General features: G+C 51.9%; 23 protein-coding genes. 19 read left to right on the top strand and 4 right to left on the bottom strand.

Annotated elements, in window-relative coordinates; translation table 11 throughout:
* The first annotated feature begins 4 nt into the window (after positions 1-4).
* The 15 genes from KQY15_RS04360 to KQY15_RS04290 are packed head-to-tail and all read left to right on the top strand — an operon-like array spanning position 5 to position 16,083.
* Positions 5-496 carry a TlpA family protein disulfide reductase gene (locus KQY15_RS04360; protein WP_217667520.1) on the top strand — a complete coding sequence of 164 codons (492 nt, stop codon included), beginning with the start codon at positions 5-7 and terminating at the stop codon, positions 494-496.
* Entirely contained in the window at positions 462-710 is a 249-nt protein-coding gene (locus tag KQY15_RS04355) for a DUF4266 domain-containing protein (protein ID WP_217667518.1), read from the top strand. The genes KQY15_RS04360 and KQY15_RS04355 overlap by 35 nt, the downstream gene beginning before the upstream one ends.
* Positions 697-1,836: a DUF3570 domain-containing protein gene (locus KQY15_RS04350; protein ID WP_308160222.1), complete on the top strand. Its 1,140-nt coding sequence runs from the start codon at positions 697-699 to the stop codon at positions 1,834-1,836. The genes KQY15_RS04355 and KQY15_RS04350 overlap by 14 nt, the downstream gene beginning before the upstream one ends.
* 12 nt (positions 1,837-1,848) lie before the next feature.
* The gene (locus tag KQY15_RS04345) at positions 1,849-2,382 is read left to right on the top strand and encodes an AraC family transcriptional regulator (protein ID WP_217667514.1); all 534 of its coding nucleotides are present in this window, start codon (positions 1,849-1,851) and stop codon (positions 2,380-2,382) included.
* The gene (locus KQY15_RS04340) at positions 2,367-4,235 is read left to right on the top strand and encodes a hypothetical protein (RefSeq protein WP_217667512.1); all 1,869 of its coding nucleotides are present in this window, start codon (positions 2,367-2,369) and stop codon (positions 4,233-4,235) included. Before KQY15_RS04345 ends, KQY15_RS04340 begins: the two co-directional genes overlap by 16 nt.
* Complete coding sequence (locus KQY15_RS04335) at positions 4,235-7,123, top strand: tetratricopeptide repeat protein (RefSeq protein WP_217667510.1); 2,889 nt, start codon at positions 4,235-4,237, stop codon at positions 7,121-7,123. The genes KQY15_RS04340 and KQY15_RS04335 overlap by 1 nt, the downstream gene beginning before the upstream one ends.
* On the top strand, positions 7,110-7,814 hold the full coding sequence (locus KQY15_RS04330) for a tetratricopeptide repeat protein (protein ID WP_217667508.1): 705 nt from the start codon (positions 7,110-7,112) through the stop codon (positions 7,812-7,814). The genes KQY15_RS04335 and KQY15_RS04330 overlap by 14 nt, the downstream gene beginning before the upstream one ends.
* A 2-nt stretch (positions 7,815-7,816) precedes the next feature.
* On the top strand, positions 7,817-8,206 hold the full coding sequence (locus KQY15_RS04325) for a hypothetical protein (protein ID WP_217667506.1): 390 nt from the start codon (positions 7,817-7,819) through the stop codon (positions 8,204-8,206).
* Between the two features lie 12 nt (positions 8,207-8,218).
* Entirely contained in the window at positions 8,219-8,878 is a 660-nt protein-coding gene (locus KQY15_RS04320) for a MotA/TolQ/ExbB proton channel family protein (RefSeq protein WP_217667504.1), read from the top strand.
* Positions 8,862-9,386 carry a biopolymer transporter ExbD gene (locus KQY15_RS04315; protein WP_217667502.1) on the top strand — a complete coding sequence of 175 codons (525 nt, stop codon included), beginning with the start codon at positions 8,862-8,864 and terminating at the stop codon, positions 9,384-9,386. The genes KQY15_RS04320 and KQY15_RS04315 overlap by 17 nt, the downstream gene beginning before the upstream one ends.
* A complete protein-coding gene (locus tag KQY15_RS04310; protein WP_217667500.1) occupies positions 9,383-9,907 on the top strand; it encodes an ExbD/TolR family protein in 525 nt (174 codons plus the stop codon). Before KQY15_RS04315 ends, KQY15_RS04310 begins: the two co-directional genes overlap by 4 nt.
* Entirely contained in the window at positions 9,904-10,833 is a 930-nt protein-coding gene (locus KQY15_RS04305) for an AgmX/PglI C-terminal domain-containing protein (protein ID WP_217667498.1), read from the top strand. The genes KQY15_RS04310 and KQY15_RS04305 overlap by 4 nt, the downstream gene beginning before the upstream one ends.
* 17 nt (positions 10,834-10,850) lie before the next feature.
* Positions 10,851-12,059 carry a hypothetical protein gene (locus KQY15_RS04300; RefSeq protein WP_217667496.1) on the top strand — a complete coding sequence of 403 codons (1,209 nt, stop codon included), beginning with the start codon at positions 10,851-10,853 and terminating at the stop codon, positions 12,057-12,059.
* Positions 12,060-12,061: 2 nt separating this feature from the next.
* Entirely contained in the window at positions 12,062-14,482 is a 2,421-nt protein-coding gene (locus tag KQY15_RS04295) for a LamG domain-containing protein (protein ID WP_217667494.1), read from the top strand.
* Between the two features lie 23 nt (positions 14,483-14,505).
* Positions 14,506-16,083: a general secretion pathway protein GspF gene (locus KQY15_RS04290; RefSeq protein WP_217667492.1), complete on the top strand. Its 1,578-nt coding sequence runs from the start codon at positions 14,506-14,508 to the stop codon at positions 16,081-16,083.
* 21 nt (positions 16,084-16,104) lie between these two features.
* Here the strand turns inward: KQY15_RS04290 and KQY15_RS04285 are convergent, their stop codons facing one another.
* Entirely contained in the window at positions 16,105-16,917 is an 813-nt protein-coding gene (locus KQY15_RS04285; RefSeq protein ID WP_217667490.1) for a substrate-binding periplasmic protein, read from the bottom strand.
* A 141-nt stretch (positions 16,918-17,058) separates the two neighbouring features.
* A complete protein-coding gene (locus KQY15_RS04280) occupies positions 17,059-18,039 on the bottom strand; it encodes an FAD:protein FMN transferase (RefSeq protein ID WP_217667488.1) in 981 nt (326 codons plus the stop codon).
* Positions 18,040-18,171: 132 nt separating this feature from the next.
* Between KQY15_RS04280 and KQY15_RS04275 the strand changes: the two genes are divergently transcribed.
* A complete protein-coding gene (locus KQY15_RS04275) occupies positions 18,172-18,645 on the top strand; it encodes a phage tail protein (protein WP_217667486.1) in 474 nt (157 codons plus the stop codon).
* 163 nt (positions 18,646-18,808) lie between these two features.
* On the opposite strand, the gene KQY15_RS04270 is transcribed toward KQY15_RS04275, so the two are convergent.
* A complete protein-coding gene (locus tag KQY15_RS04270) occupies positions 18,809-19,096 on the bottom strand; it encodes a hypothetical protein (RefSeq protein WP_217667484.1) in 288 nt (95 codons plus the stop codon).
* A gap of 161 nt (positions 19,097-19,257) precedes the next feature.
* A complete protein-coding gene (locus KQY15_RS04265; protein ID WP_217667482.1) occupies positions 19,258-19,743 on the bottom strand; it encodes a hypothetical protein in 486 nt (161 codons plus the stop codon).
* Positions 19,744-20,470: 727 nt separating this feature from the next.
* Between KQY15_RS04265 and KQY15_RS04260 the strand changes: the two genes are divergently transcribed.
* The 3 genes from KQY15_RS04260 (at position 20,471) to KQY15_RS04250 (ending at position 22,041) form a co-directional block, all read left to right on the top strand.
* Complete coding sequence (locus KQY15_RS04260; protein WP_012518669.1) at positions 20,471-20,692, top strand: TA system antitoxin ParD family protein; 222 nt, start codon at positions 20,471-20,473, stop codon at positions 20,690-20,692.
* The gene (locus KQY15_RS04255; protein ID WP_217667480.1) at positions 20,679-20,975 is read left to right on the top strand and encodes a type II toxin-antitoxin system RelE/ParE family toxin; all 297 of its coding nucleotides are present in this window, start codon (positions 20,679-20,681) and stop codon (positions 20,973-20,975) included. Before KQY15_RS04260 ends, KQY15_RS04255 begins: the two co-directional genes overlap by 14 nt.
* Positions 20,976-21,114: 139 nt before the next feature.
* Entirely contained in the window at positions 21,115-22,041 is a 927-nt protein-coding gene (locus KQY15_RS04250) for a homoserine O-succinyltransferase (RefSeq protein ID WP_217667478.1), read from the top strand.
* Positions 22,042-22,078: the final 37 nt, after the last annotated feature.

Here is a 22,078-nt window from a genome sequence, read left to right as displayed (position 1 = left end):
TTGTATGAAACCACTGTTATTAAGTTTGTTGTTAACTGTGCTGTCATTAAGTGCCCTGGGTGTCAAAGCTGACTCACGGGCAACCGCACCTGATTTCACCCTTAAAGCATTATCGGGTGTAAATTTGCGGCTGGCGGAGCAACGGGGTGACATCATTGTCCTGAACTTCTGGGCCAGTTGGTGTGGTCCGTGTCTGCAGGAGATGCCGGCGCTGGATAAACTTGCCAGCAAGTACCAGCCACTTGGGGTACAGATCTGGGGGGTAAATGTCGAAGCAGACAGTAGTGCAGCCCAGAAATATCTGAGCAAGACCCGGGTTGAGTTTCCTATCTTGTTTGATACTGAAAATAGTGTCTCAGAAAGCTATCAGGTGCAGGCAATGCCTACCACCGTGATCATTAATAAAGATGGTAACGTGCACAGTGTGCATCGCGGCTATAAGCCTGGTTACGAGCAGAAATATGAAAATGATATTAAAACCCTGCTGCGCAACTAAGCTACTGACAGCCATGCTGATGTTATTCAGCCTGGCTGGCTGCGCCAGCATAGAACCCTGGGTAAAACCCTATGAGCGGGCCGAACTCGCTGATCCGATAATGGCGTTTGGCCGTCATCCGGTTGCTATTCAGCACAGTGCCCATGTGCGCGACTCGCGGGAAGCGGCCAAAGGCGCTGATGGCAGTGGCGGAGGCGGTTGTGGCTGTAACTAACGCTAAGCTCATTGCAGTATCAGCTTTGCTGTTCAGCGGCTCATTGTTTGCTGCGGTATTGCCAGACAACCGGATAGATCTGATGCAGCACAGTTATCAGGGCGGTGGGGTGTCAATTGACGGCCCGGCACTGATGCTGCGCAGCAAAATTGGTCAGCAGGTTTCTGTTTCTGGTTTCTATTATGTTGATACCGTTTCCGGTGCCTCAATTGATGTGCTGGCCACCGCCTCTGCTTACAGTGAAACCCGGATAGAAAGCCGGCTTGGTGTTGATTACCTGACCGGCAACAGTATTTTGTCGCTTAATTATGCGCAAAGCGATGAAGACGACTACAACGCCAAATCGGTTTCGCTGGGCGTGGCCCACGATACGTTTGGTGGCATGACCACTTTAAGTCTGAATGCCGCTCTGGGCGATGACGAGATTGGCCGAAATGGCGATGAAAGTTTCAGTGAGCAGTTGCGCCGTTACAGTTACAGCCTTGGGGTAACGCAAGTACTGACCACCCGTTGGATCAGTGCACTGAATGCCGAAGTGGATATGGAACAGGGCTTTCTGAATAATCCTTATCGCAGTGTCCGTTTTCGCGACCCGTTGTCGGAGCTGGGCTACGGTTATCAGTTTGAGCGCTACCCCAATACCCGTAACAGCTTTGCCCTGGGGCTGGTAAATAAGTTTTATCTGCCTTACCGGGCAGCGTTAACGGCATCGCTGCGTCATTATCAGGACAGCTGGGATATCAGAGCTTTTGATGCCGAACTTGAATATGTTCATCCGCTGGGTGAGCGCTGGATACTGGACAGCCACGTGCGCTGGTATCAGCAAGGTCAGGCGTCATTTTACGCTGACTTATTTGAATTTGCTGATCAGCAGAATTTTATGGCCAGAGATAAAGAGTTAAGTGAGTTTAATAACCTGAGTATCGGCGTTGGTGCCAGTTACCGCTTTGCCAGCTGGTCATGGTGGCCGGCAGCCAAGCCGGAGTTAAATCTGGAATGGGACCATATCCGCTTCAATTACCATAATTTTCGTAACGTTACCGTTGCTGGGGCTGAAGCGGGTGCTGAACCGCTGTACCGGTTAACAGCAAACGTCTATCGGGCTTTTTTCAGTATTTATTTTTAGTGGGGTTGCAGCATGAATTGTTATTTTGTCAGATCGGTACTGCTGAGCATAATGTTGCTGGCCATGCCTTCATTATCCGCCGCAGCCACTACTGAACCGCCGGCAGAGCAGCAGCTGGAGCAATTAAAGCAGCAGGCAATCGCGCTTAACCGGGAACTGTTTATCCTGGAGGAGGAGTTATTGTTTCCGCCGCAAACCCAGTTGGCGGTATTTGTGTCTGTTGACGCCGGCAGCTTTTTTCAGCTAGACAGTATTCAGCTGAAGTTAAATGACGAAGCTGTTGACGCTCATCTGTATACCGCAAGTGAGCTGGAAGGCTTGGCACGTGGTGCCATTCAACCGTTATACAAAGGTAATATCCGCGCCGGTGAGCATACCTTAACTGCAGTATTTGTTGGCATAGGCCCGGAAGAACGTGACTACCGGCGGGCAATCAGCCACCGCTTTACCAAAGCAGATGAAGCCGTGCTGCTGGAACTGAAAATTACCGACAGCAGTGCCAATTACCAACCTGATTTCAGTGTGGAAGTATGGTCCGGCAACTAAGTATTATGCTTAGCGGCCGGCTGCTGCTGTTAGTGCTGGTCGCTGCGCTGTCACAAACCGCGATGGCTGAATCGTTACTGCGCACGGAAAAGCAATACCGGCTGGCAGCCTGGCACTTTTATCAGGATGATTACTATCAGGCGCTTTTGCAGTTGTCGATGACAGCAGAAAGCCCGGCAAAAACCAGTTTGTTGCAAGCCGGGCTGCTGTTGCAACTGGATATGCCCGCAGCCACTGCGCGTTTGCTGCAACAGCTGTTGGATGATCAAACGTTAAGTGGCAAATTGCCCCGGCAGCTGAGAAATGTCGCGTTGCTGCAATACAGCCGTTTCTTGTTTGAGCAGCAGCAAAGCGATCAGGCTGAGCACTATCTGGGCCAGCTAAGCGGACCGCTTGACGATCTCTCTGGTGAAGCCGAACTGCTTAAACAGTTACTTAACTGGCCGGCTATTAACACTGCGGATAGCGGGGTATTTGATCGCTTAGCAGGCCACAATGAATTACCGTATGTGGTCATTAACCAGATCCTCGCGTTGCGCCAGCAGCAACAACCCCAGCCGGCACTGGTCATGCTTGAACAGCTGAACAACCGGTTACAGCCTGAAACAGCAACCGGGTTCTGGCGCCAGTTATTTCGCTGGCGCTGGTCCGATCCTTTAATAAGTAGCGACAGTGAGCGTCAGGCGCTGGCTGATTATCTGCAGTTATTGCAGGCGGGTTTGCTGGTAGACCAACTGCAATGGGCGGATGCGCAGCAGGTGTTAAGTCAGTTTGCCAGCAACAGTGTTCTGACATTGCCGGCCATGATCCTGTATCGCGACGTGCTGACTGAAAACCGGCAAATACCCAGCCTGTTAAGTGTGTTGCAACAACTGATCGACCGCTACCCTTATGCAGATGCCAGCTGGCTGGCTGCGCACCAGCTGGGTAACCAGTTTGAGCGCGCTCTGGCGCAGCAGGATGCGCTGGCTGCTTACCGTTGGGCTGATCAGTATTATCAGCAACAATTAACCATCAACAGCGGGCATGCCAGGCCGCTGACATTATCACAACTGGCAGAAAGCTCTGGTCTTAGCGGCTGGCAAAGCTACCAGTTACGCCAACAGCCAGGTCTGTTTCAGCTTAATAGTCAGCTTAACGCTTTGCAGCAGTTGCAACAGCTGCAGCAGCAGCGGTTAGACCGGCTGAAAAAACTCGGTGAGGTTATCGACTTTAAACTGGCACAACAGCAGCAATTATTAACCAGTGCGTTGCCCGACTTATCCGCCAGACAACAAGCGCTGCAGTTACAGGCAGAGCAACTGGCTGCCAGTATTGCTTCGGCTAAAGCAGAGCCAATGGCGATGCAGTTATGGCTTGGCGACAGTGAACAAAACTACGCCCAGCTCCACGTTATGTTAAGCAAAGCACGCGGGCGGGCCGACGCGCTGAGCGCGGCCGGGCGTGATGTGGCTGATGCCAAACAGCGCTTAAGCCGGTTAGAGGGTATTTTACAGTGGCATTACCAGTACAACAGGGCGCAGCGGCACTGGCAGCTGGATAAACAACAGCAGCAACTGACAGCAGAACTGGCCAGGATCGGCCAGGCCCTTGAGCGGTTAAGCCGGCTTGATGGTAAAACGGAACGTTTACTGCTGCAGCAGCAACAGCTTGCCGCAATGACAGTACAGGAAAGTCAGTTTGGCGCTGCCCTTTTTGTCCAGCAACAGCAGCTGTTGGCCGGGCTGAACAGTGGCCTTGAACAAATACGACTGGCCGAGCGGGAGAAATTGCTGGAAATGCGCCGCTTCAATACCCAGGCTATTGCCCGGGTCATGGAGCAATTATTACTCACCTCACAGGAGGAGCAATAATGCGCGCCATATCTGGTAAATTAACGATTAACACCCTGGCAGTTTTGCTGCTTACTTCACTGTTGGCTGCATGCAGCAGCGCGCCTGACAAAACAGTACGCCGGCCAACGCTGGCAGAGCTGGCAGCGTTTGACAAGGCCGCCCTGGCTGAACCACAGCGGGTTACCGCAGCGCAGTTGCAACAGGTATATCAGGATTTACTGGCATTGGCACCCGCCGCTGCAGTCAGACAAAAGGTGTTGTACCGCTTATCGCAGCTAAATACCCGCCAGCTTGAATTAAGCGAACTGGAGCCGGCGGCTGAACAACAGGCACTGCTGACACTGATTGCTGAGTACCGGGCTTTGCTGGCGCAGTTTCCGGCGGATCCGAATAATGAGTTAATCCATTATCAGCTGGCCAGGGCACTTGATCTGACCGGTAACAGCCAGGCTGCCCAGCAGCAAATGCAGCTATTGTTAAAGCAATATCCACAAAGTGAGTTTGCCGCTGAGCTTTGGTTCCGGATTGGCGATATTTACTATAGCCAGGGCAGCTATGCCGAGGCGTTGACGGCGTTTGCACAGGTGTTGGCACTTGCCGGGCCTGAACTGACGCAGCACGCGCTCTACATGAGCGGCTGGAGTCATTTTCAGCTGCAGCATTATGCCGCGGCTGATGATGCCTTTTTACAAGCTCTGGATTTAACCTATCATCAGCGACTGGCGGCAGACGAGCAGCAAAGCCTGCGTCAGGAATTGCAGCGTATCTTAAGCATTTCACTTAGTTATCAGCAGCAGGCAGCAAGCTTACTGGCTTTACTCAAACGGGCGCCATTTCGCGATGGCCCGGCAGAGCAGCGGCCGGTTGCCTATCAGGCCGCGTTATATCAGGCGCTGGCCGACTTTTTGTTTGAAAAAGAGCTGAATCAGGCTGCACTTGACAGCTATCGGGTATTTATCGCCGATCAGCCACTGGCTATTGAAGCGGCCCGCATGCAATTACAGTTGGTGCAATATCATCTGGATTATGCCGAGGCTGACGCTGCAGAGCAGGCGCAGCAGAGCTTTATCAACCGGTTTGGCCCGGCCAGCGCTTTCTGGCAGCAGGCACGGCCAAACGAACAGGCAGAACTGGCGCCGCGCTTAGCTCAGTATCTGGACTATTTTGGCCGCAATAAGCATCAGCAGGCCTTGCAAGCCAGTGCTGCAGCAAAGCCGCAGCAGTTTGCCAGCCTGGTTAGCTACTGGCAGCAATTACTGCAGGTACACCCGTTGTTAGCGGCAGAGCAAGGTGATGACAGCCTGTTGTGGCCGGACGACATCCGCTACTTGCTGGCCGAAGCGCTGGCAGAAAGCGGCGAGCGTGAGGCCGCGCTGGCAGCTTACCAGCAACTGGGCTATCCGACGACCGAACTCGATGCACAGAGCTTTACCGCCGAGCAGGCCGCCTACCGGGCGTTGCTTCTGAGCGAAGCGTTGGCAAAAGCAGCGCCGGCCGACCCTGCTGCGGCTGATATCTGGTGGCAGCAACAACAGCAGTTTGTTCGCTGGCACAGCCGTCATCCGGCCGCTCAGCAAGTTGCCCTGAATCAGCTTACTGATATTTATCAGCAACAGGCCTATAGCAGCGTAGCAGAATATGCCAGACGGGTAACAGACTGGCCGCATCCTGAGCTGAGCAACCGGCAGCTGGTAAATGAGGCATTATTTATTGTCAGCCAGACGGAGCTGGCGCAGGACGACTATACCAGTGCTGAGCAAAGCATTACCCAGTTACTGAAAGTTTATGCCGCAGAAGCCAGCGCAACTGCAGCCAGCAGTGTTGTCGCCCAGCGCTACCAGTTGCTGACTGAGCAACTGGCGTCAGCGGTTTATCAGCAGGCACAGCAACCCGGCATAACAATTACGCAGCAGCTGCAGCATATCGAGCGGTTATTGCAACTACCGGTATCGGAATACCATCAGAGTGCAGCCTATCAGCAGATCAGTTTACTGCTGGAGCAGCAGGCGTTGCCTGAAGCGATCAGCCTGATGCAGGCTTATCAGCAGCGTTACCCCAACAGTGCTGAGCTACCCGCAATTAGCAAGGCAATGTTAAACAGCTACGAGCAATTGCAGGATTGGCAAAGTGCGGCCGATTTGCTTAGCCAGCAGGTTGCCGCGCTGACCAGTGGCACAGAACAGCAGGCGCTGTTGTACAAAGCCGCGGGCTATTACTGGCAGGCCGGTAACAGCGAAGCTGCGCGGCTGGCTTACCGCAGCTATGCCAATCAGTATCCGGAACCTCATATCCAGGCGCAGGAAGCCCGGGCCAGGCTGGTTCAGCTTTATCAGGCACAAAATGACACCAGCCGGCAAAACTTCTGGTATCAGCGTATTGTTAATGCTGAACAGCAATATGCCAATAAGGAGGGCAGTGGCAACGAGCGCAGCCGGTATCTGGCCGCTGAAGCCGCCTTGCAACTGGGGCTGCATAACAGTGCGTTGTTCAGCGGTGTTAGTTTACGCCAGCCACTGCGGGATAACCTGAAGAAAAAGCAGGGCCATATGACAGCAGCGATCAAATTACTGCAAACCAGTATGAGCTGGCAGGTGGCCGATTTTTACAGCCAGGCCCAGTATCAGATTGGCGAGCTGTACCAGCAAATGGCCGCGGCACTGCTTAATTCTGAACGACCAAAAGGCCTGGATGCCATGGCGCTGGAGCAATATGACTTACTGCTGGAAGAGCAGGCTTATCCGTTTGAAGAGTTAGCGATTGAAATATACCAGCAAAATACCGCGCTGGTCAGCCAGCCGCTGTACGACAAATGGATTGCGGCCAGCTTCAGCAAGCTGGCTGAGTTATCGCCGGCCCGTTATCGTAAACCCGCGGTTTACCTGGAGCTTGCTGATGAAGCTTACTGACACCTTTATCCGTGGCCGCTGTCAGTGGTCAGGCAAAATACCCCGGTTGGTATTGCCACTGTTATTACTGTTGTCGCTAAGCAATTGTGCCCAGTTGTCTGGCGGTGAAGAAGCGCCGGACCAGGCGACAACTGAGCAGTCAGCAGGGCAGCCGTCGCAAACCGTGCCGGCAGCACAGAGCGCGGCTGCAGAGGTTGCGCAAACACCTGCTAAAGCCAGGCCTATGCTCGAATCCGGCCAGCAGCAACAGTTTGCAACGGCAAAGCAATACCTGAGGGAGCAGGAGTATCAGGCAGCGCTTAGTCTGCTGCAACCGCTGGCGCAGGCACTGCCAGACGCCGCTGGTATTCATTATAATCTGGCCTTGTGTTACTGGCAGTTGCAGCAGACAGAACAGGCCCGGGCGCAACTGACTGCGTTGCTTGAGCATCAGCCTGAATATGTTGAAGCGGCAAATTTACTGGGGGTTATCGCCCGCGAGGCAGGCGATTTTAACCAGGCCCGGCGCTATTGGCTGGATGCACTGGCCCAACAAAGTGACTTTGCTAAAGCCCACAAAAATCTGGGTTTTTTATATGAGCTTTATCTGGCCCAGCCTGAGCAGGCCCGTTATCACTATCAGCAGTATCAGCAGCTTAGTGGTGATCCGATGGCAGAAGCCTGGCTCAGTTTGCTGGAGCAACAGGAGTAAGGATGAAAACGTTCAGCATAGTAGTGTTTAGCCTGAGTATGCTGTTGCTAAGCAGCCTGACGCCGGCTCAACAAACCGCGCAAACCCAGCAAGCCGAGCCGATAGCACAAGCCGGCAGTACGGCGCAAAACAACACGGCGGTGAAGCCACGCTCAACTGAAACGGTGCAGGTTAATATCAGCACCACCATCAGTGGCAATCAGGAGCAACCGCGCACCTTGTATGTGCTGCCATGGCAGCACAGCATTGCCCAGATCCGGATTGCCGCCCCCGACATTAACGTGCCGGCGCAACCGATACAGCCGCTGGATCGCCGGCAGTTTTTACGTTTTATTGAGGCTCAGTCGCTCCAGCAGCAACCGGGCAGTACCGCATCAACAGATAATAATTAAGAGGTTTACAGCATGGATTTCGTCAACAGCATAGTGCGTTTTCTGCAGGAAGGTGGTTACTTTATTTTCCCAATCGCTTTTATCCTGATTTTAGGTATTGCCATTACCATTGAGCGCTGGTGGTTTTTGCGCTCGGTTTATGCCAGTAATCAGCGGGCATACCGGCAGCTGCAACCGGCTATAGCGGCGGCTGATACCAAAGCCATTTTACAGCAGGCTGACAGTAACCAGACGCCACTTAGCTTAATGCTGGCCAGCGGGGTTAACCGCTTAGCGTCGTCGCACCGGCGCGAAGACATGGAATATGCAATGGAAGAAGTGGTGCTGGAATACAGCCTGCGTCTGCAAAAGCGCACGCCATTTCTGGCTACGCTGGCAAACGTTGCCACTCTGCTGGGGCTGCTGGGCACCATTGTCGGTTTAATCGCGGCCTTCTCAGCCGTGGCCAACGCCGACCCGTCGGAAAAAGCCAGTTTGTTGTCGTCCAGTATTTCTGTGGCCATGAATACCACCGCCTTTGGTCTGATGACGGCTATTCCACTGGTGTTTGTCCATGCGCTGCTGCAAAGCAAAACCGCCAGCATTGTCGATACCATGGAAATGGCGGGCATTAAATTAATGAACAGTATCGGACAACGTTTCACGGGTGGCCGGGATGATCAGAAAGCATAAAGTCAGCCAGGCCGAGGCTGAACTTGACATTACCTCTTTTATGAATCTGATGATCGTATTGGTGCCGGTATTGTTACTTAGCCTGGTGTTTACTCAGATCCGGGTGCTGAATATTCAGCTGCCGCCGCAAACCGAGCAGTTGCTGCAGCAGGAGCAGGACAACCCGCAAATTCTTGAGCTGGAACTGCGCAGCGACCGGCTGCGGCTGAACTATCCGGCCGGCCAGTTGCTGCGTGAGTTTAGCCATAGCGAGCAGGGCCAGCCAGATTTTGCCGCACTGTCGGCTTTTTTGCAGGATTTAAAGCTAACCTGGCAACAGCAAAATATCAGTAAACGCGATATCAGTATTCTGGCGCCGGAAACCCTTGATTACCAAACCCTGGTCAGTGCTATGGACACGGTGCGGGCCTTTAAAACAGTGGTTGCCGCTTCGGTGGTAGACGCTGAGTTATTCCCGGTAATTTCGCTTGGCCAGTTACCGGCCGATGCTAGCGGGGGCCCTGAATGAAACAGTCATTTCGTGCCAAACGAATGTTTAAGCAAAACCAGCGGTTGGCGCAAAGCTCAAAGTTGAATCTGGTGGCGCTGATGGATATTTTTACCATTCTGGTATTTTTCCTGATGGTGAATCAGTCTGATGTGGTGGTGCTGCCCAGCAATAAAGAGATGCGCTTACCGCAATCGGTGTCAGAGCAATTACCGCGCGAGCAGGTTTTATTAACCGTTACCGCTAATGGTGTATTAATCCAGGGTAAACCAGTATGGCGCGGTGACTGGCAGCAACCAGCTGAGGAATGGCAGGAACCGCTGGCAGCAGCGGTTAAGCAGGAACTGCAGTATCTGGCGGGCCGCGCTGCGCCATTGCCCGCTGAGCAACAGCCGCTGGGCCGGCCGCTGACGATTCTGGCTGATGCGGCTACCCCTTATGCAGTGTTGCGCCGGCTGATGGCGATTAGTGCGGCCACCGAATACCGCGATGTTTCGCTGGCAGTAGAGCAGCGTAGCACTGCGCTGGAGGCTTCGCCATGACGACACTAAGCTGGCAGGCTGGCCCGGGTTGGCAACAGGAAGATCAGTTTTTCACCAAAACAGTAATTGGCGGTTTGATCGTGCTGTTGCTGTTGTCGATAGCGGTGCCACTGTACCAGGTTCCTGAGCGCAGCCGCCAGCAGCTGGAACAATTGCCGCCGCAGTTGGCGCGGGTAATGCTGGAACAGCGGGAAATTGTGCCGCCAGAACCGATTGAACTGCCGGAACCTGAGCCTGTAACGGAGCCCGAGCCTGAACCCGAGCAGCAAGTGGTCGAGGCCAGCCCGGTTACTCCTGAAACGGCCAGAGCGCAGGCGCAGCAAGCGGGGCTGCTGGCCATGCAGGATGAACTGGCCGCATTGCGGCAAACCTTTACCGTGAATCAGCAGGCACCCCAATTGCAGCGTGATGGCCAGCAAGCGGCGGTTACCACCGAGCCGGAGCGTATTACTAACCCTGAGCTGGCCAAAACAGCGGCCAAAGCTGCGGCAGCAGTCAGTGCTGATGTTGCCAGAGCCGAGCTGAACCGGGCTGAGAATACCACGCTGACAGAAGGTGAACTGCGGGGGTTGGCCGCATCGGCGCCCATATCAGCGAATAGCGGCAGCAATGCCAGCAACGACGCTGCCACGGCCGGCGGCCGGTCAGAGGCCAGTATCCGCCAGACCCTGGAAGCGAATAAAAGCAGTTTATATACCCTGTATAACCGGGCATTACGAGCTAATCCACTGCTTAAAGGCAAGGTGGTGTTTGAGCTGATTATTAACCCCGACGGCAGCCTGCAACAGGTTAACATCGTGGAAAGTGAATTGAATGATGAACGGCTGGAGCGACAGTTAACGTTGCGCCTGCAGGCAGTAAACTTCGGTGCGGCCGACGTTAAGCCAACCCGTTCTAAGTGGACCATAGCGTTTTTACCCGGCTAACCGGGCAGGAGAGAGATATGCAAAGCGATGTAAAGCTGTTGGCTGCACGCCTGCTGGTTACGGTAGCTGCATTAGGGTTTAGTGGTATGCTCGCCGCCGGGCCGCTGGAGCAGGCCAAAAGATTGCATGACCGGCTGACGGGAGTGCCGGCAGATGCGGCGACACTTGAGCAAATGGCCGATTTAATTGGCCAGGGTAATGCCGGGGCCGCAGCAGAGCTGGCAATGGCACATCCGGATTTTTACCGGACCACCCTGAAGCTGTTTGCCACCCCAGCCACCAACCGCGACTTAGATATTTTTGAGCCGTTAAATGACTACAGTGCCACTATTATCGGCCTGGTACGGGACAATGCCGATTTTCGGCAAATTCTGCAAACTGACGTGCTGTACGTGGGCGCCGATAGTTTAGGCCTGCCGCCCTATACTGCTGATAATAATGCCCATTATCTGGCGCTTGATCAGCAGGGAATCGATTTACAGCAACATCTGGAGCCGCGTTCGCAAAGCAGCCTGCTGGGGATCCCGTCTGAGGCCAGTGCCGGGGTAATGACCAGCCGGGCCGGTGCCAAAGCGTTTTTCTATCTGGGGACTAATCGCGCCATGCTGCGCTTTACCTTAATGAGCCAGCTTTGTACTGATCTGGAACCGTTAAAAGACACCAGCACCCCGGCCGACAGGATCCGGCAGGATGTCAGCCGCAGCCCGGGTGGTGACAGCCGGATATTTCATAACCGCTGTATTGGCTGCCACGCCGGGATGGACCCGCTGGCCCAGGCATTTGCGTATTACGATTACCAGTTTACCGACGAGAATGGCGATAATGGCCGGCTGTTTTACCAGCAAAGTGGTAGCAGCAACAGCCAGACCGGTAGCCGGGTACAACCGAAGTATCATATCAATGCCGGTAACTTTCCGTTTGGCTATAAAACGGAAGATGATCACTGGCAAAACTACTGGCGCGAGGGCCGTAACCAGGCATTGGGCTGGGACAGCAGTTTACCCGGCGAGGGCTATGGCGCGAAAAGTTTAGGCCAGGAGCTGGCGCACTCGGTGGCTTTTGCACAGTGCCAGGTTAAAAAAGCCTTTGAAACAACATGTTTGCGTCCGCCGGAAACGTTGGCAGACGTTAACCTTATTCAGCAAACCAGCGAGCGGTTCAGTCAGAGCGGTTATAACTTAAAACAGGTGTTCGCCGACACTGCCACTTACTGTATGGGAGACTAACCATGAGAATATTACTTTTGGTTTTGCTGAGTATCTTACTAACAGCATGTGGTGGTGCTGAGGTTGAACAAAACCCGCCACCGCCGGTGCAGGATAACTCTAATAATTATACCGGGCCGGCCCCGCAAACCGCCGACGTACAGCAGTTTAAATTAAACCTGTGGGATAACCTGGTGGCCGATAATCGCTGTGGCAGTTGTCATCAGCAGGGCAACACGTCACCGTTTTTTGTCCGGCGGGATGATATTAATCTGGCCTATGCCGCGGTATTACCGCTGGTTAATCTGGCGGATCCGGCCCAGTCGGCCATGGTGCAAAAAGTGGCCGGTGGCCATAACTGCTGGCTAAGCAGCAATACCGCCTGTGCCGATACCATTACTCAGTGGCTGCGCAACTGGGGCAATACCACTGGTGCAGAGCAAGCCGCCGTAACCCTGGTGGCGCCGGTTATTCGTGATCCGGGTGCCAGTAAGGCATTGCCGGAAAGCTCAGCACTGTTTGCCAACGAAGTGTACCCGCTGGTGCGCCAGCATTGTGCCGGCTGTCATGCCCCCGATGCTGCGGTCGCCCAGGCGCCATTTTTTGCTGCAGCCGATACCGAGGCGGCTTATCAGGCCAGCCGTAGCTTAATAAACCTGGACCGGCCTGAGTTATCCAGGCTGGTTGCCCGCTTAGGCGGCGAGTTTCATAACTGCTGGTCAGATTGCAGCAGTGATGCCGCCGTTATGCTGGCCGCCGTGGTGGCAATAAGTGATGCCGTACCGGTAACAGAGCTTGATCCGCAGCTGGTACCATCAAAAGCACTACGGCTGGCCGATGGCGTCGTGGCCTCCAGTGGTGGACGCTACGAGAGCAATCAGATTGCGTTTTACCAGTTTAAAGAAGGCGAGGGTAATCAGGCTTTCGATACCTCCGGGGTAGAGCCTGCGGCGAACTTAACCTTGCAGGGCGACTTTGCCTGGCTGACTGGCTGGGGCCTGCAGATTAACCGTGGCCGGGCTCAGGCATCGACCCAGAGCAGCGCCAAGCTGGCCCAACTTATTGCTGCCACCGGCGAGATGACCATTGAAGCCTGGGTGATCCCGGCCAATGTAATACAGGAAGGGCCGGCGGCCATCGTCAGTTATGCCGGCAGCGCTATCAGCCGTAACTTTACCCTGGGCCAGACCCAGTATAATTACGACTTTTTACTGCGCAGCGCCAACAGTGATTTCGCCGGTATGCCGGCGTTGAGCACCGCAGATGCCGATGAATTACTGCAAGCCAGCCTGCAGCATGTGGTGCTGACCCAGGATCCGGTAAACGGCCAGCGTATTTATGTAAATGGTCAGGACAGCGGGGTGCAGGGCGAGCCCGAGGCTATCAGCAACTGGGATAACAGTTTTGCGCTGATGCTGGGTAACGAAGCCGATGGCAGCCGGCAATGGCAGGGCAGTATCCGCTTACTGGCAATTCATAACCGGGCGCTTACCGCTGAGCAAATTGCCCAGAATTTCAGTATTGGCGTCGGGCAAAAATTCTACCTGCCGTTTGCCATTGGTCATTTGATTGACCTGCCAGAGAGCTATATCGTGTTTGAAGTGGCGCAGTTTGATAATTACTCGTATTTATTCAGTCAGCCGTACCTGATCAACCTGAATGGCGCAGCCTTGCCAGTCAATTTGAATATCAGCGAAATGGCACTGGCGATTAATGGTCGCGAAGTAAACTCGGGCCAGGCCTGGATCAAGCAAGACTTCAGTTTTGACAGTGGCACTGATCTGAGCGAAGCGGTAACAATGTCTGAACTGGGTACCATTATTGCAGCTGAAGCCGGTGCTGCCAGCGACGAGTTTTTCCTGTCGTTTGGCCAGATTGGCCAGTACAGTAATGTCCGGACCCAGCCGACATTCCCGCTGCAGCAAATCAGCCAGGCTAATTCGACCAGCAGCGATATCGGCATCCGGCCTTTTGCTGCTATTCATGCCAGTATGAGCCGGCTTACCGGTATATCGCAGGCAACACCTGCGGTAGCCAACACCTACCAGACCATTAGCCGGCAGTTACCGGCACTGAGCAATATTGAAACCTTTATTTCTGCCCAGCAAATGGCGATTACCCAACTGGGTATTGCCTATTGCAACGCGGCAATCAGTAATTCAGCACTGCGTAGTGACTGGTTTCCGGGTGTTAATTTTAATGCCAGCCCGGCCGAATCGCTGAGCCCGGCTAACCGGGACGCCCTGATTAACCCGCTGCTGGCCAGGTTTGCCCCACTGCAACCAGCAACAGCGCTGGAGAACAGTGCTGCCCGGGCTGAACTGAACAACCTGATAGACCGCTTAAGCCAGTGCGACGGTAATTGCGATAGCCAGCGTACTCAAACGATTGCCAAAGCAGCCTGCACCGCTGTGCTGGCCAGCGCCCAGATGCTGGTGTACTGAACCGTGTACCAAGGAGCCAACTAATGAAACTGAAAAAAGCGTTACACCCGGATGCGCCCCTGTTACACGCCTGCCATAGCCGGCCGGTAAGCCGGCGCGATTTTATCGCCTGTGGCCTGAGTGTCGGCGCCGGCATTCTGACTACCGGTTCGGTATTCAGTTTATTTGCTAATCCAACCAAAGCCTTTGCTGACTTGTCACCTGATCTGGAGTTACTGAAAAACCAGTGCGGCATTAATGTTGAAGGCGCCGGTAAAATTCCGTTTATTTGCTTTGATTTGGCCGGTGGTGCCAATATTGCCGGCTCCAATGTGCTGGTGGGTGGTGCTGGTGGTCAGCTCGATTTTCTGTCTACTCAGGGTTACAGCAAGCTGGGCTTACCGGCAGATATGGTGCCAACCGCAGTAAATGCCGCTAATCCGGCAGGCGGCTTTGTCAACGATCAGCTGGGGCTGGCGTTTCACAGCGACTCGCAAATGCTGGCTGGTATTCTGGAGCGAACCAGCATGGCCACTCAGGCGATGACTAACGGGGCGGTGATCCCGTCGCGTTCAGAAAATGATACCGGCAACAACCCGCATAACCCGATGTTTGCGATTGCCAAAGCCGGTGCCAATGGCTCGTTAATGCCGCTGATTGGCTCACGCAATTCTGATTCCGGTGCCAATTCGATGGCGCCGGCTGAGTTTTATAACCCGGAGTGGCGGCCAACTAAAATTGACCGCCCCAGTGATGTTACCGGCTTAGTTGATGTCGGTGATTTATTCGGCCTGCTGGATCAGAACGACGCCGTAGCGGTAATGGAATCTATTCAGCGCTTAAGCGACAACAAGCTGGCTCGGGTTAACAGTGGTATCAGCCGTGACGCAGTAATAAAAGATCTGGTGCGCTGTGGCTACGTGAAAAGTGCCGATTTAGCTGATCGCTTTGGTAACCCGGCTACGCTCGACCCGGCAGCGGATCCGGATATTGTCGGCGATGGCGGTATTTTCAGCAGTGCTGAATTTAACGGCGATGCGGAGTTTCGTAAAACGGCCTCGGTAATGAAGCTGGTGGTAAACGGTTTTGCCGGTGCCGGCACAGTAACTATTGGCGGCTATGATTATCATACCGGTGAGCGCGGTACCGGCGAGCTGCGCGATTTACGGGCTGGCCGCTGTATTGGCGCCTGCCTGGAATACGCGGCCAGGCGGAATCAGCCGCTAATGATTTACGTTTATTCCGATGGCTCGGTGGCCAGCAATGGCCGGATTGACGACAGTGAAAATGGCCGGGGCAAAGGTGAGTGGACCGGCGATAACTCGTCCACCGCCGCCTCAGCTATACTGGTGTACAGCCCGAATGGCCGGCCGTCGTTATTGGGTGGCAGTACCACCGAACAGGCCCGCCATCAGCAAATTGGCTTTATGCGCCCCGACGCCTCGGTAGAAACCGGCTCGTCAATGGCTGCCAACAACGTTAATTTGCTGGTGCAAACTGTAATGCTGAATTATCTGGCATTACATGGCGAGCAGGGCCGGTTGAGTGAAGTAGCACCGTTTCATGGCCTTGGCAATGCCGCCAGTCAGGACCGGCTGACTGCCTTTGCGCCTATTGTGTAGCCGGTTATAGTGTGTAGCCGGTTATAGCTGTGGCTGGGGAGGCGGTACCTGTAGCGCATTGTCACGTTGCTGATAATGGGCCACAATTGCCGCCAGCTCGCCATTGCTGTGCAGTTTTTGCCAGGCGGCATTAAGTTCTTTAAGTTTTTCTTTTGAAACGGTTTTTCTGTTGAACCCATAATAAACAGGGCCTTTATGAATAGCCAGTAGTGGCTGGTAACGGTTGGACGTGGTGCTGTCCGTTTCCTGCCAGTAACGAAGTACAGCTAAATCTTCCAGCACGGCATTTACTCTGCCGGCGTTAAGCAAAGCGATTTTATCCAGATTATTACTGATATACACCAGCTGTCTTTTCAGGCCAGGCCGGGTTTGCAGCCTGGCAAAGTCTTCACCATAGTACGCACCATCCAGCATCGCAATGGCGGTTAGATCAACCTCTTCAGTCAGTTGCTCAACCGAGGTTAAGGCAGGAATAACAGCAGGGTCGGCGACCAGATAGATTTGCTCCAGATGATGAGGGCCAATAAAGGCAAAGCGCTGCTGCCGCTCGGGGCTGAAGGTCAGGTGGCTGACAACATCGAGCTCGCCTTGTTCAATCTGACGCATGGCGCGCAGCCAGGGGCTTTCAATCAGCATCAGCTCACACTTTACTTCACTGGCCAGACGTTGCATTAACTCAATGTTAAGGCCGCTCCAGCCTTGCTCTGTCTGAATAATATGCGGTGGGTAATGGGTTTCAACGCCAAGCCTTAGCTTACAGGCTGCTGCCTGCGGCAGCCAGATAGCTGGCAGCGCCAGAATAGCAGCAATGAAGTGTGACACTGTTTTGCGCATTGGATGTCCAGTTATTATTATATTTACCAAGACAACAACGCCGGAACTGCTGTACTTCTCCAGGCTGTTTGAATGTTACGCAATAATGCCAGTAAACCGTAGGATTTGACAATAAAACAGCGCTTATTCTGCGTGACAGCGTTACTGCTCCAGTCCGGACGAGAAATAAAGCTGGTGTTCACTGCTGATAAAAATAGCTTCAAATTTGCTCTGCTGTTCAATAAATACCATGCCCCGCTCAAGCCCCATCACAAATAAGGTGGTCGACATCGCATCGGTGCTGGTGCTATCAGGGCCAATAACGGTTACGCTCATCAACCCGGACGGGCTCTGGCCACTTTTCGGGTCTAGAATGTGGTGGTAGCGCATACCGTCTTCAATAAAAAACCGCTCATAATCACCCGAGGTACTGATGGCGCTGTCGGTTAACGGCAGCTGGGCGACAATACCGTCTTCCTTGCGTGGGTGCTTAATGGCGACCAGCCAGGGCCGGCCACGTTTATCGCCCAACAAGCGGGTATCACCGCCAGCAGTCACCAGCGCATGCTTAATACCGGCTTTTGCCAGCAGGCCAATGGCTTGCTCAACCGCATAACCTTTGGCGATGCCACCTAAATCAATTTTAACGCCAGCTTTAGCAAACGTTACCTGATTATCTGGCAGCAGTTTTATATGCTGGTAATTTATAAGTGGCCGTTGGGTATCCAGTTGCTTCGCGCTGGGTTTAATATGCTGCCGATAGTCATAACTAAGCCCAACTGACGCAAAGCTGATATCAAAAGCGCCGTCACTAAGCCTGGCTAACTGCTCTGCCTGCTGCAATAACTGGTAAAGTTCGCTACTAATGGTAACCGGGTGGCTGGCGGCGTCGCGGTTTAGCAGGCTCAGTTCACTGCTGTCGATATAGGGGCTCATCAGCTGGTTAATCCGCTCAAACTCATTCTGCACGGCAATAAGCAAAGCTTTGCCCTGATTATCGTCTTCCGTCCACAGCTCAACATAAGCCTGGGTACCCATCGTCTGAAACGGCAGCCGGTGCCACTGGGCCAGGGCACTGTTGCATAAAACACCACTAATAATCAGTAAAAATGAGATGAAGGCGGTGAATCGGATAATCTGCATGGAAATAAGCCACTGCATATAGCGAATACAGCTATTGTTACAGAGCTGCTTAACTTACTCAATGTTTACGGCCGGAACAGGCGACACAATATTGAAGCAACGGTCAACGCGCTTTTACAGAGGATCTTAACCATGGCTGATAACGGTTCAAGCCAGGCCACATCGGCCTGGCCCTTACCAACGTTCTGTTTTGAGGTGAAATGGGATTCAGCAGTAATGGCATTTCAGGAGGTGTCCGGCCTGGATGTTGAAGCGCAAATAATTGAATACCGTGCCGGCCAGCCCGGTCAGGAAAGTAGCCCGCTGTTTTCTACCCCCAAAATGCCGGGGCTGAATAAGTCCGGCAATGTGACGCTGAAAAACGGCGTGTACAAGTCGGATAACAAGTTCAGGGACTGGTTTAGCCAGATCAAGATGAACACCATTAAACGCCAGCCTGTTACCATTAGTTTGTTGGATGAAGCCGGCAATGCAACAATGGTATGGACGCTAACTAATGCCTGGCCCAGCAAAATCACCGGCACCGATCTGAAGTCTGATGATATGGAGGTGGTGATAGAAGCTCTCGAAGTTGTGCATGAGGGGATCAGCATAGATAACCGATAACTGCTAACGTGCCAGGAATTAACGGGGTAATTACCAGCAATTGTCGCCGGCGGCTTTGAGCGAGACGCGGAAGTAACGCATATTGTAGCGGCAGTTTTCGGGATAGCGTATGAAATAAGAACAAAAAAACGCCCGACGAATGCTGTCTGACTGACACGTATTGTCAGTTCATGGCCCCTTTCAAATGACCCAACACAATTTTCAGGTACTCAGTTTTGAACTCATCGGATCCAGGTAAATTAGGTAATGTGTAGAAATCACTAAGGTTTCCATTGTCCAATGCCTTTTGTATCGCATTAACCACCTTTTCTTGCGTATCTTTATTAAATTCACGAGTAAATTGGCCGTAAATATTGTACATATATTTATTAGCACGCACATCGTCTAGGCTTCTCACATGAAACAATGCGTACATCACTAAGTTTAAGTCACGTTTAGTGTGGTTATTCATTTGCAATCCAGTTCTTTATTCCAATAAACAAAGTAAGTCCGAACAAATGGCTTCTATTTACACTAAGCTGTACTGAGTATCGGGCAGCTATGAGCGAATTGCGGACATTAAAACAGCAATTAACTGTCGGAACTAAGGTGAAAGTCAATTGGAACAAAGTGTTAGCGTCTCGCGACAGTAGTAGCGGCCACAAATTGATTGAAATGATCAACCGAATCGAAGTTTGAACTAGCTACAGAAAGTCTGGAATCTGTGGTTTTAATTTCAAATAATTGATTGCCATATATTGTAATTGTCTTACTTGAAACTACCTTGCTAAGATCATGTACTCGATGCTTAGGAGACCATATTGGGCCCGGAACAGAAACGTAATTGCTATCCAGCGTAATTTTCGGTTCTATTGTAAATCTTGAAACAATACCAGCAACACCTAAAGAGCCAATGAGAAACAATGCAACTGCTAAAACCCAGATATAGAGATGTCCGGTAGTTCCAGACAAAGTTGAATTTTTTAATTCTATAACCCCAGAACAATTCACAGCTTCGTTGAAAGCAAAAGCGGACAACCCAAAACCTATTATCATTATGAATACAATCGACGTCCATTTGGGCTTGTAGTTAAATTCCATTTTCTCGTGAGTACTCATTCTATTCTACTTTTTAAGTGCTATCGCCCGCAACAAACGCGAGCAACTTGTTGCGAGTCGAGCCCTAAAAGGGCGCGTGTTAGATTACAGAAAGATTCGTATTTAAACACCGACTCTTACACAATTGTAAATATTATGTAGATATAGCTGCATTCTATTTGGCTTATTTACAATAACTTATGAGTATAAAAAATTTTAATAGATGTGACAAATAAGAAAAATTCGGTCTTACATCACAAGAATGACTTGTGGTAACAAATTTTCGTAATTCCCACTAATATCTTCTGGTTAATATCGTATAAGAATGACCGCTATTGGTACCAAGTAGACAGTCAGATTTGAAGATGCCTTCTAAAAAAACAAAGCACCAAGTGGCCGCTGGTGTTATGGCTGAACGAACAGTGCTGGTTTTTAAATGAGTACTGATTAAAACAACACCCATTAGCTGATTATAACCATTGCCAGTAGCAAGCTGGGCCAGTAGAGCAGTTTGGGTAGTATAAAGTTATGCCTTACCAGCTTACGCTGCAGGCTTGCCGGCGCGTAAAATACCAGGCTGATCTCAGGGTCAGGTCTTGTTTTTTTGCCACACACCCCGAAGTTAAAAGACAAGACCTGACCATAAGGGCAATAGCGCGCGCAGCGAGTGGTAAACCGTTTGTTGTGCGCAACTTGCTACGATTGTAGCGCCTTGCTACAATTGGCCTGTTTTTACAGGAGAGATATTATGGCAACTGCAAGTGTAAGGCTAGACCAGGATCTGGTAGAAAAAGCGACCATTATGGGAAAAGCGTTGAACCGCACGATGCCTAAGCAGATAGAGCATTGGGCAAAAATTGGTGAAATGATGGAAGACAACCCGGACTTACCTTATGAATTTGTAAAACAAGCGATTATATCGAAGGCAGAAAAAGAAGCCGGAAAGTTGGAGCCATATGACTTTGGCTAAAATAACCAGTGTTTTACAGACAACAAGTTTTAAAAAGGCGGTGAAAAAGCTGCACCAGAACCAAAAGAAGGATTTAGACAAAGCCGTCAAAGAACTAATTGAAAATCCGCTGCTGGGTGAACAAAAGAAAGGTGATTTGTCATTTTTACGGGTTCACAAGTTTAATATGGTAAAGCAACTTACGCTTCTCGGTTATAGCTATGAAGATGGCACCGTTACATTAGAATTGATTGCACTTGGTTCTCATGAGAACTTTTATCGCGATATAAAAAAGGCATTTTGAGTAATTGCGGTTAACGCCCAAAAGCATGCTTAGCAACGACACAACCAACTGCATTATTTAGCCATCTAAACGTATAGAAGTTGACATTGCCGGATGTTTTGCGCAACATAGCCGCTATGTCAGTTAACCGGGTGTAGCTATGCCTATTAAAGTGATCGATCAGTTGCCGGCGGTGGAAGCGCTGTCGGCCGAAAACGTGTTTGTGATGACCGAGAGCCGGGCGCAGTCGCAGGACATCCGGCCGCTGAAAATCGCTATCTTAAACCTGATGCCCAATAAAATAGCCACCGAAGTGCAGCTACTGCGCTTGCTGGCCAACAGCCCGTTGCAGGTAGATGTCGATTTGCTGCGTATTGATGACCATGTCAGCAAAAATACCCCGCCAAGCCATTTAAACTGTTTTTATCGTTACTTTTCTGAAGTACAGCAGCAAAAATACGATGGCTTAATTATTACCGGCGCGCCGCTGGGTTTAGTCGACTATGAAGATGTAACCTACTGGGCCCAGTTTGGCGATATTCTGCGCTGGGCTGATAACAATGTTACCTCAACCTTGTTTTTATGCTGGGCGGCGCATGCGGCGCTGTATCAGTATTATGGCTTACAGCGGGAAATTCGTGGTGAGAAACTCTCCGGCGTGTACTGGCAGCAGGTAATCCAGCCACTGTGCCCTTTGGTGCGCGGTTTTGATGATGAATTTTTAGTGCCGCACTCGCGCTATGCCCAGGTGCCGAAGCAAAAGTACCAGCAGCATGACGATTTACATATTCTGGCTGAGGCGGACGTTACCGGGGCCTATTTGCTGCAAAACAGCAGTGGCAGCCGGGTGTTTGTTACCGGCCACCCGGAGTATGATTTAACTACGCTGGATGAAGAATATCAGCGTGATCTGGCCGCTGGCGCGGCGCCTAAGTTACCGGAAAACTATTACCGCAATAATAACCCGTTGCAGGGGCCGCAAAAGCTGTGGCAAAGCCATGCCTTTTTACTGTTCAGCAACTGGCTGAACTATTATGTGTACCAGGCTACACCGTTTGAATTAAACCAGATTGGCAGCCGTACTTAAGAACTGACTCTTATAAGTACAGATTAATATAATGAGC

It is taken from the genome of Arsukibacterium indicum, from assembly GCF_019100565.1.
Classification (GTDB): Bacteria; Pseudomonadota; Gammaproteobacteria; order Enterobacterales; family Alteromonadaceae; genus Alishewanella; species Alishewanella indicum.
Note: the sequence above shows the minus strand (reverse complement) of the source record. Positions and strands in the feature narration are given on the sequence as shown.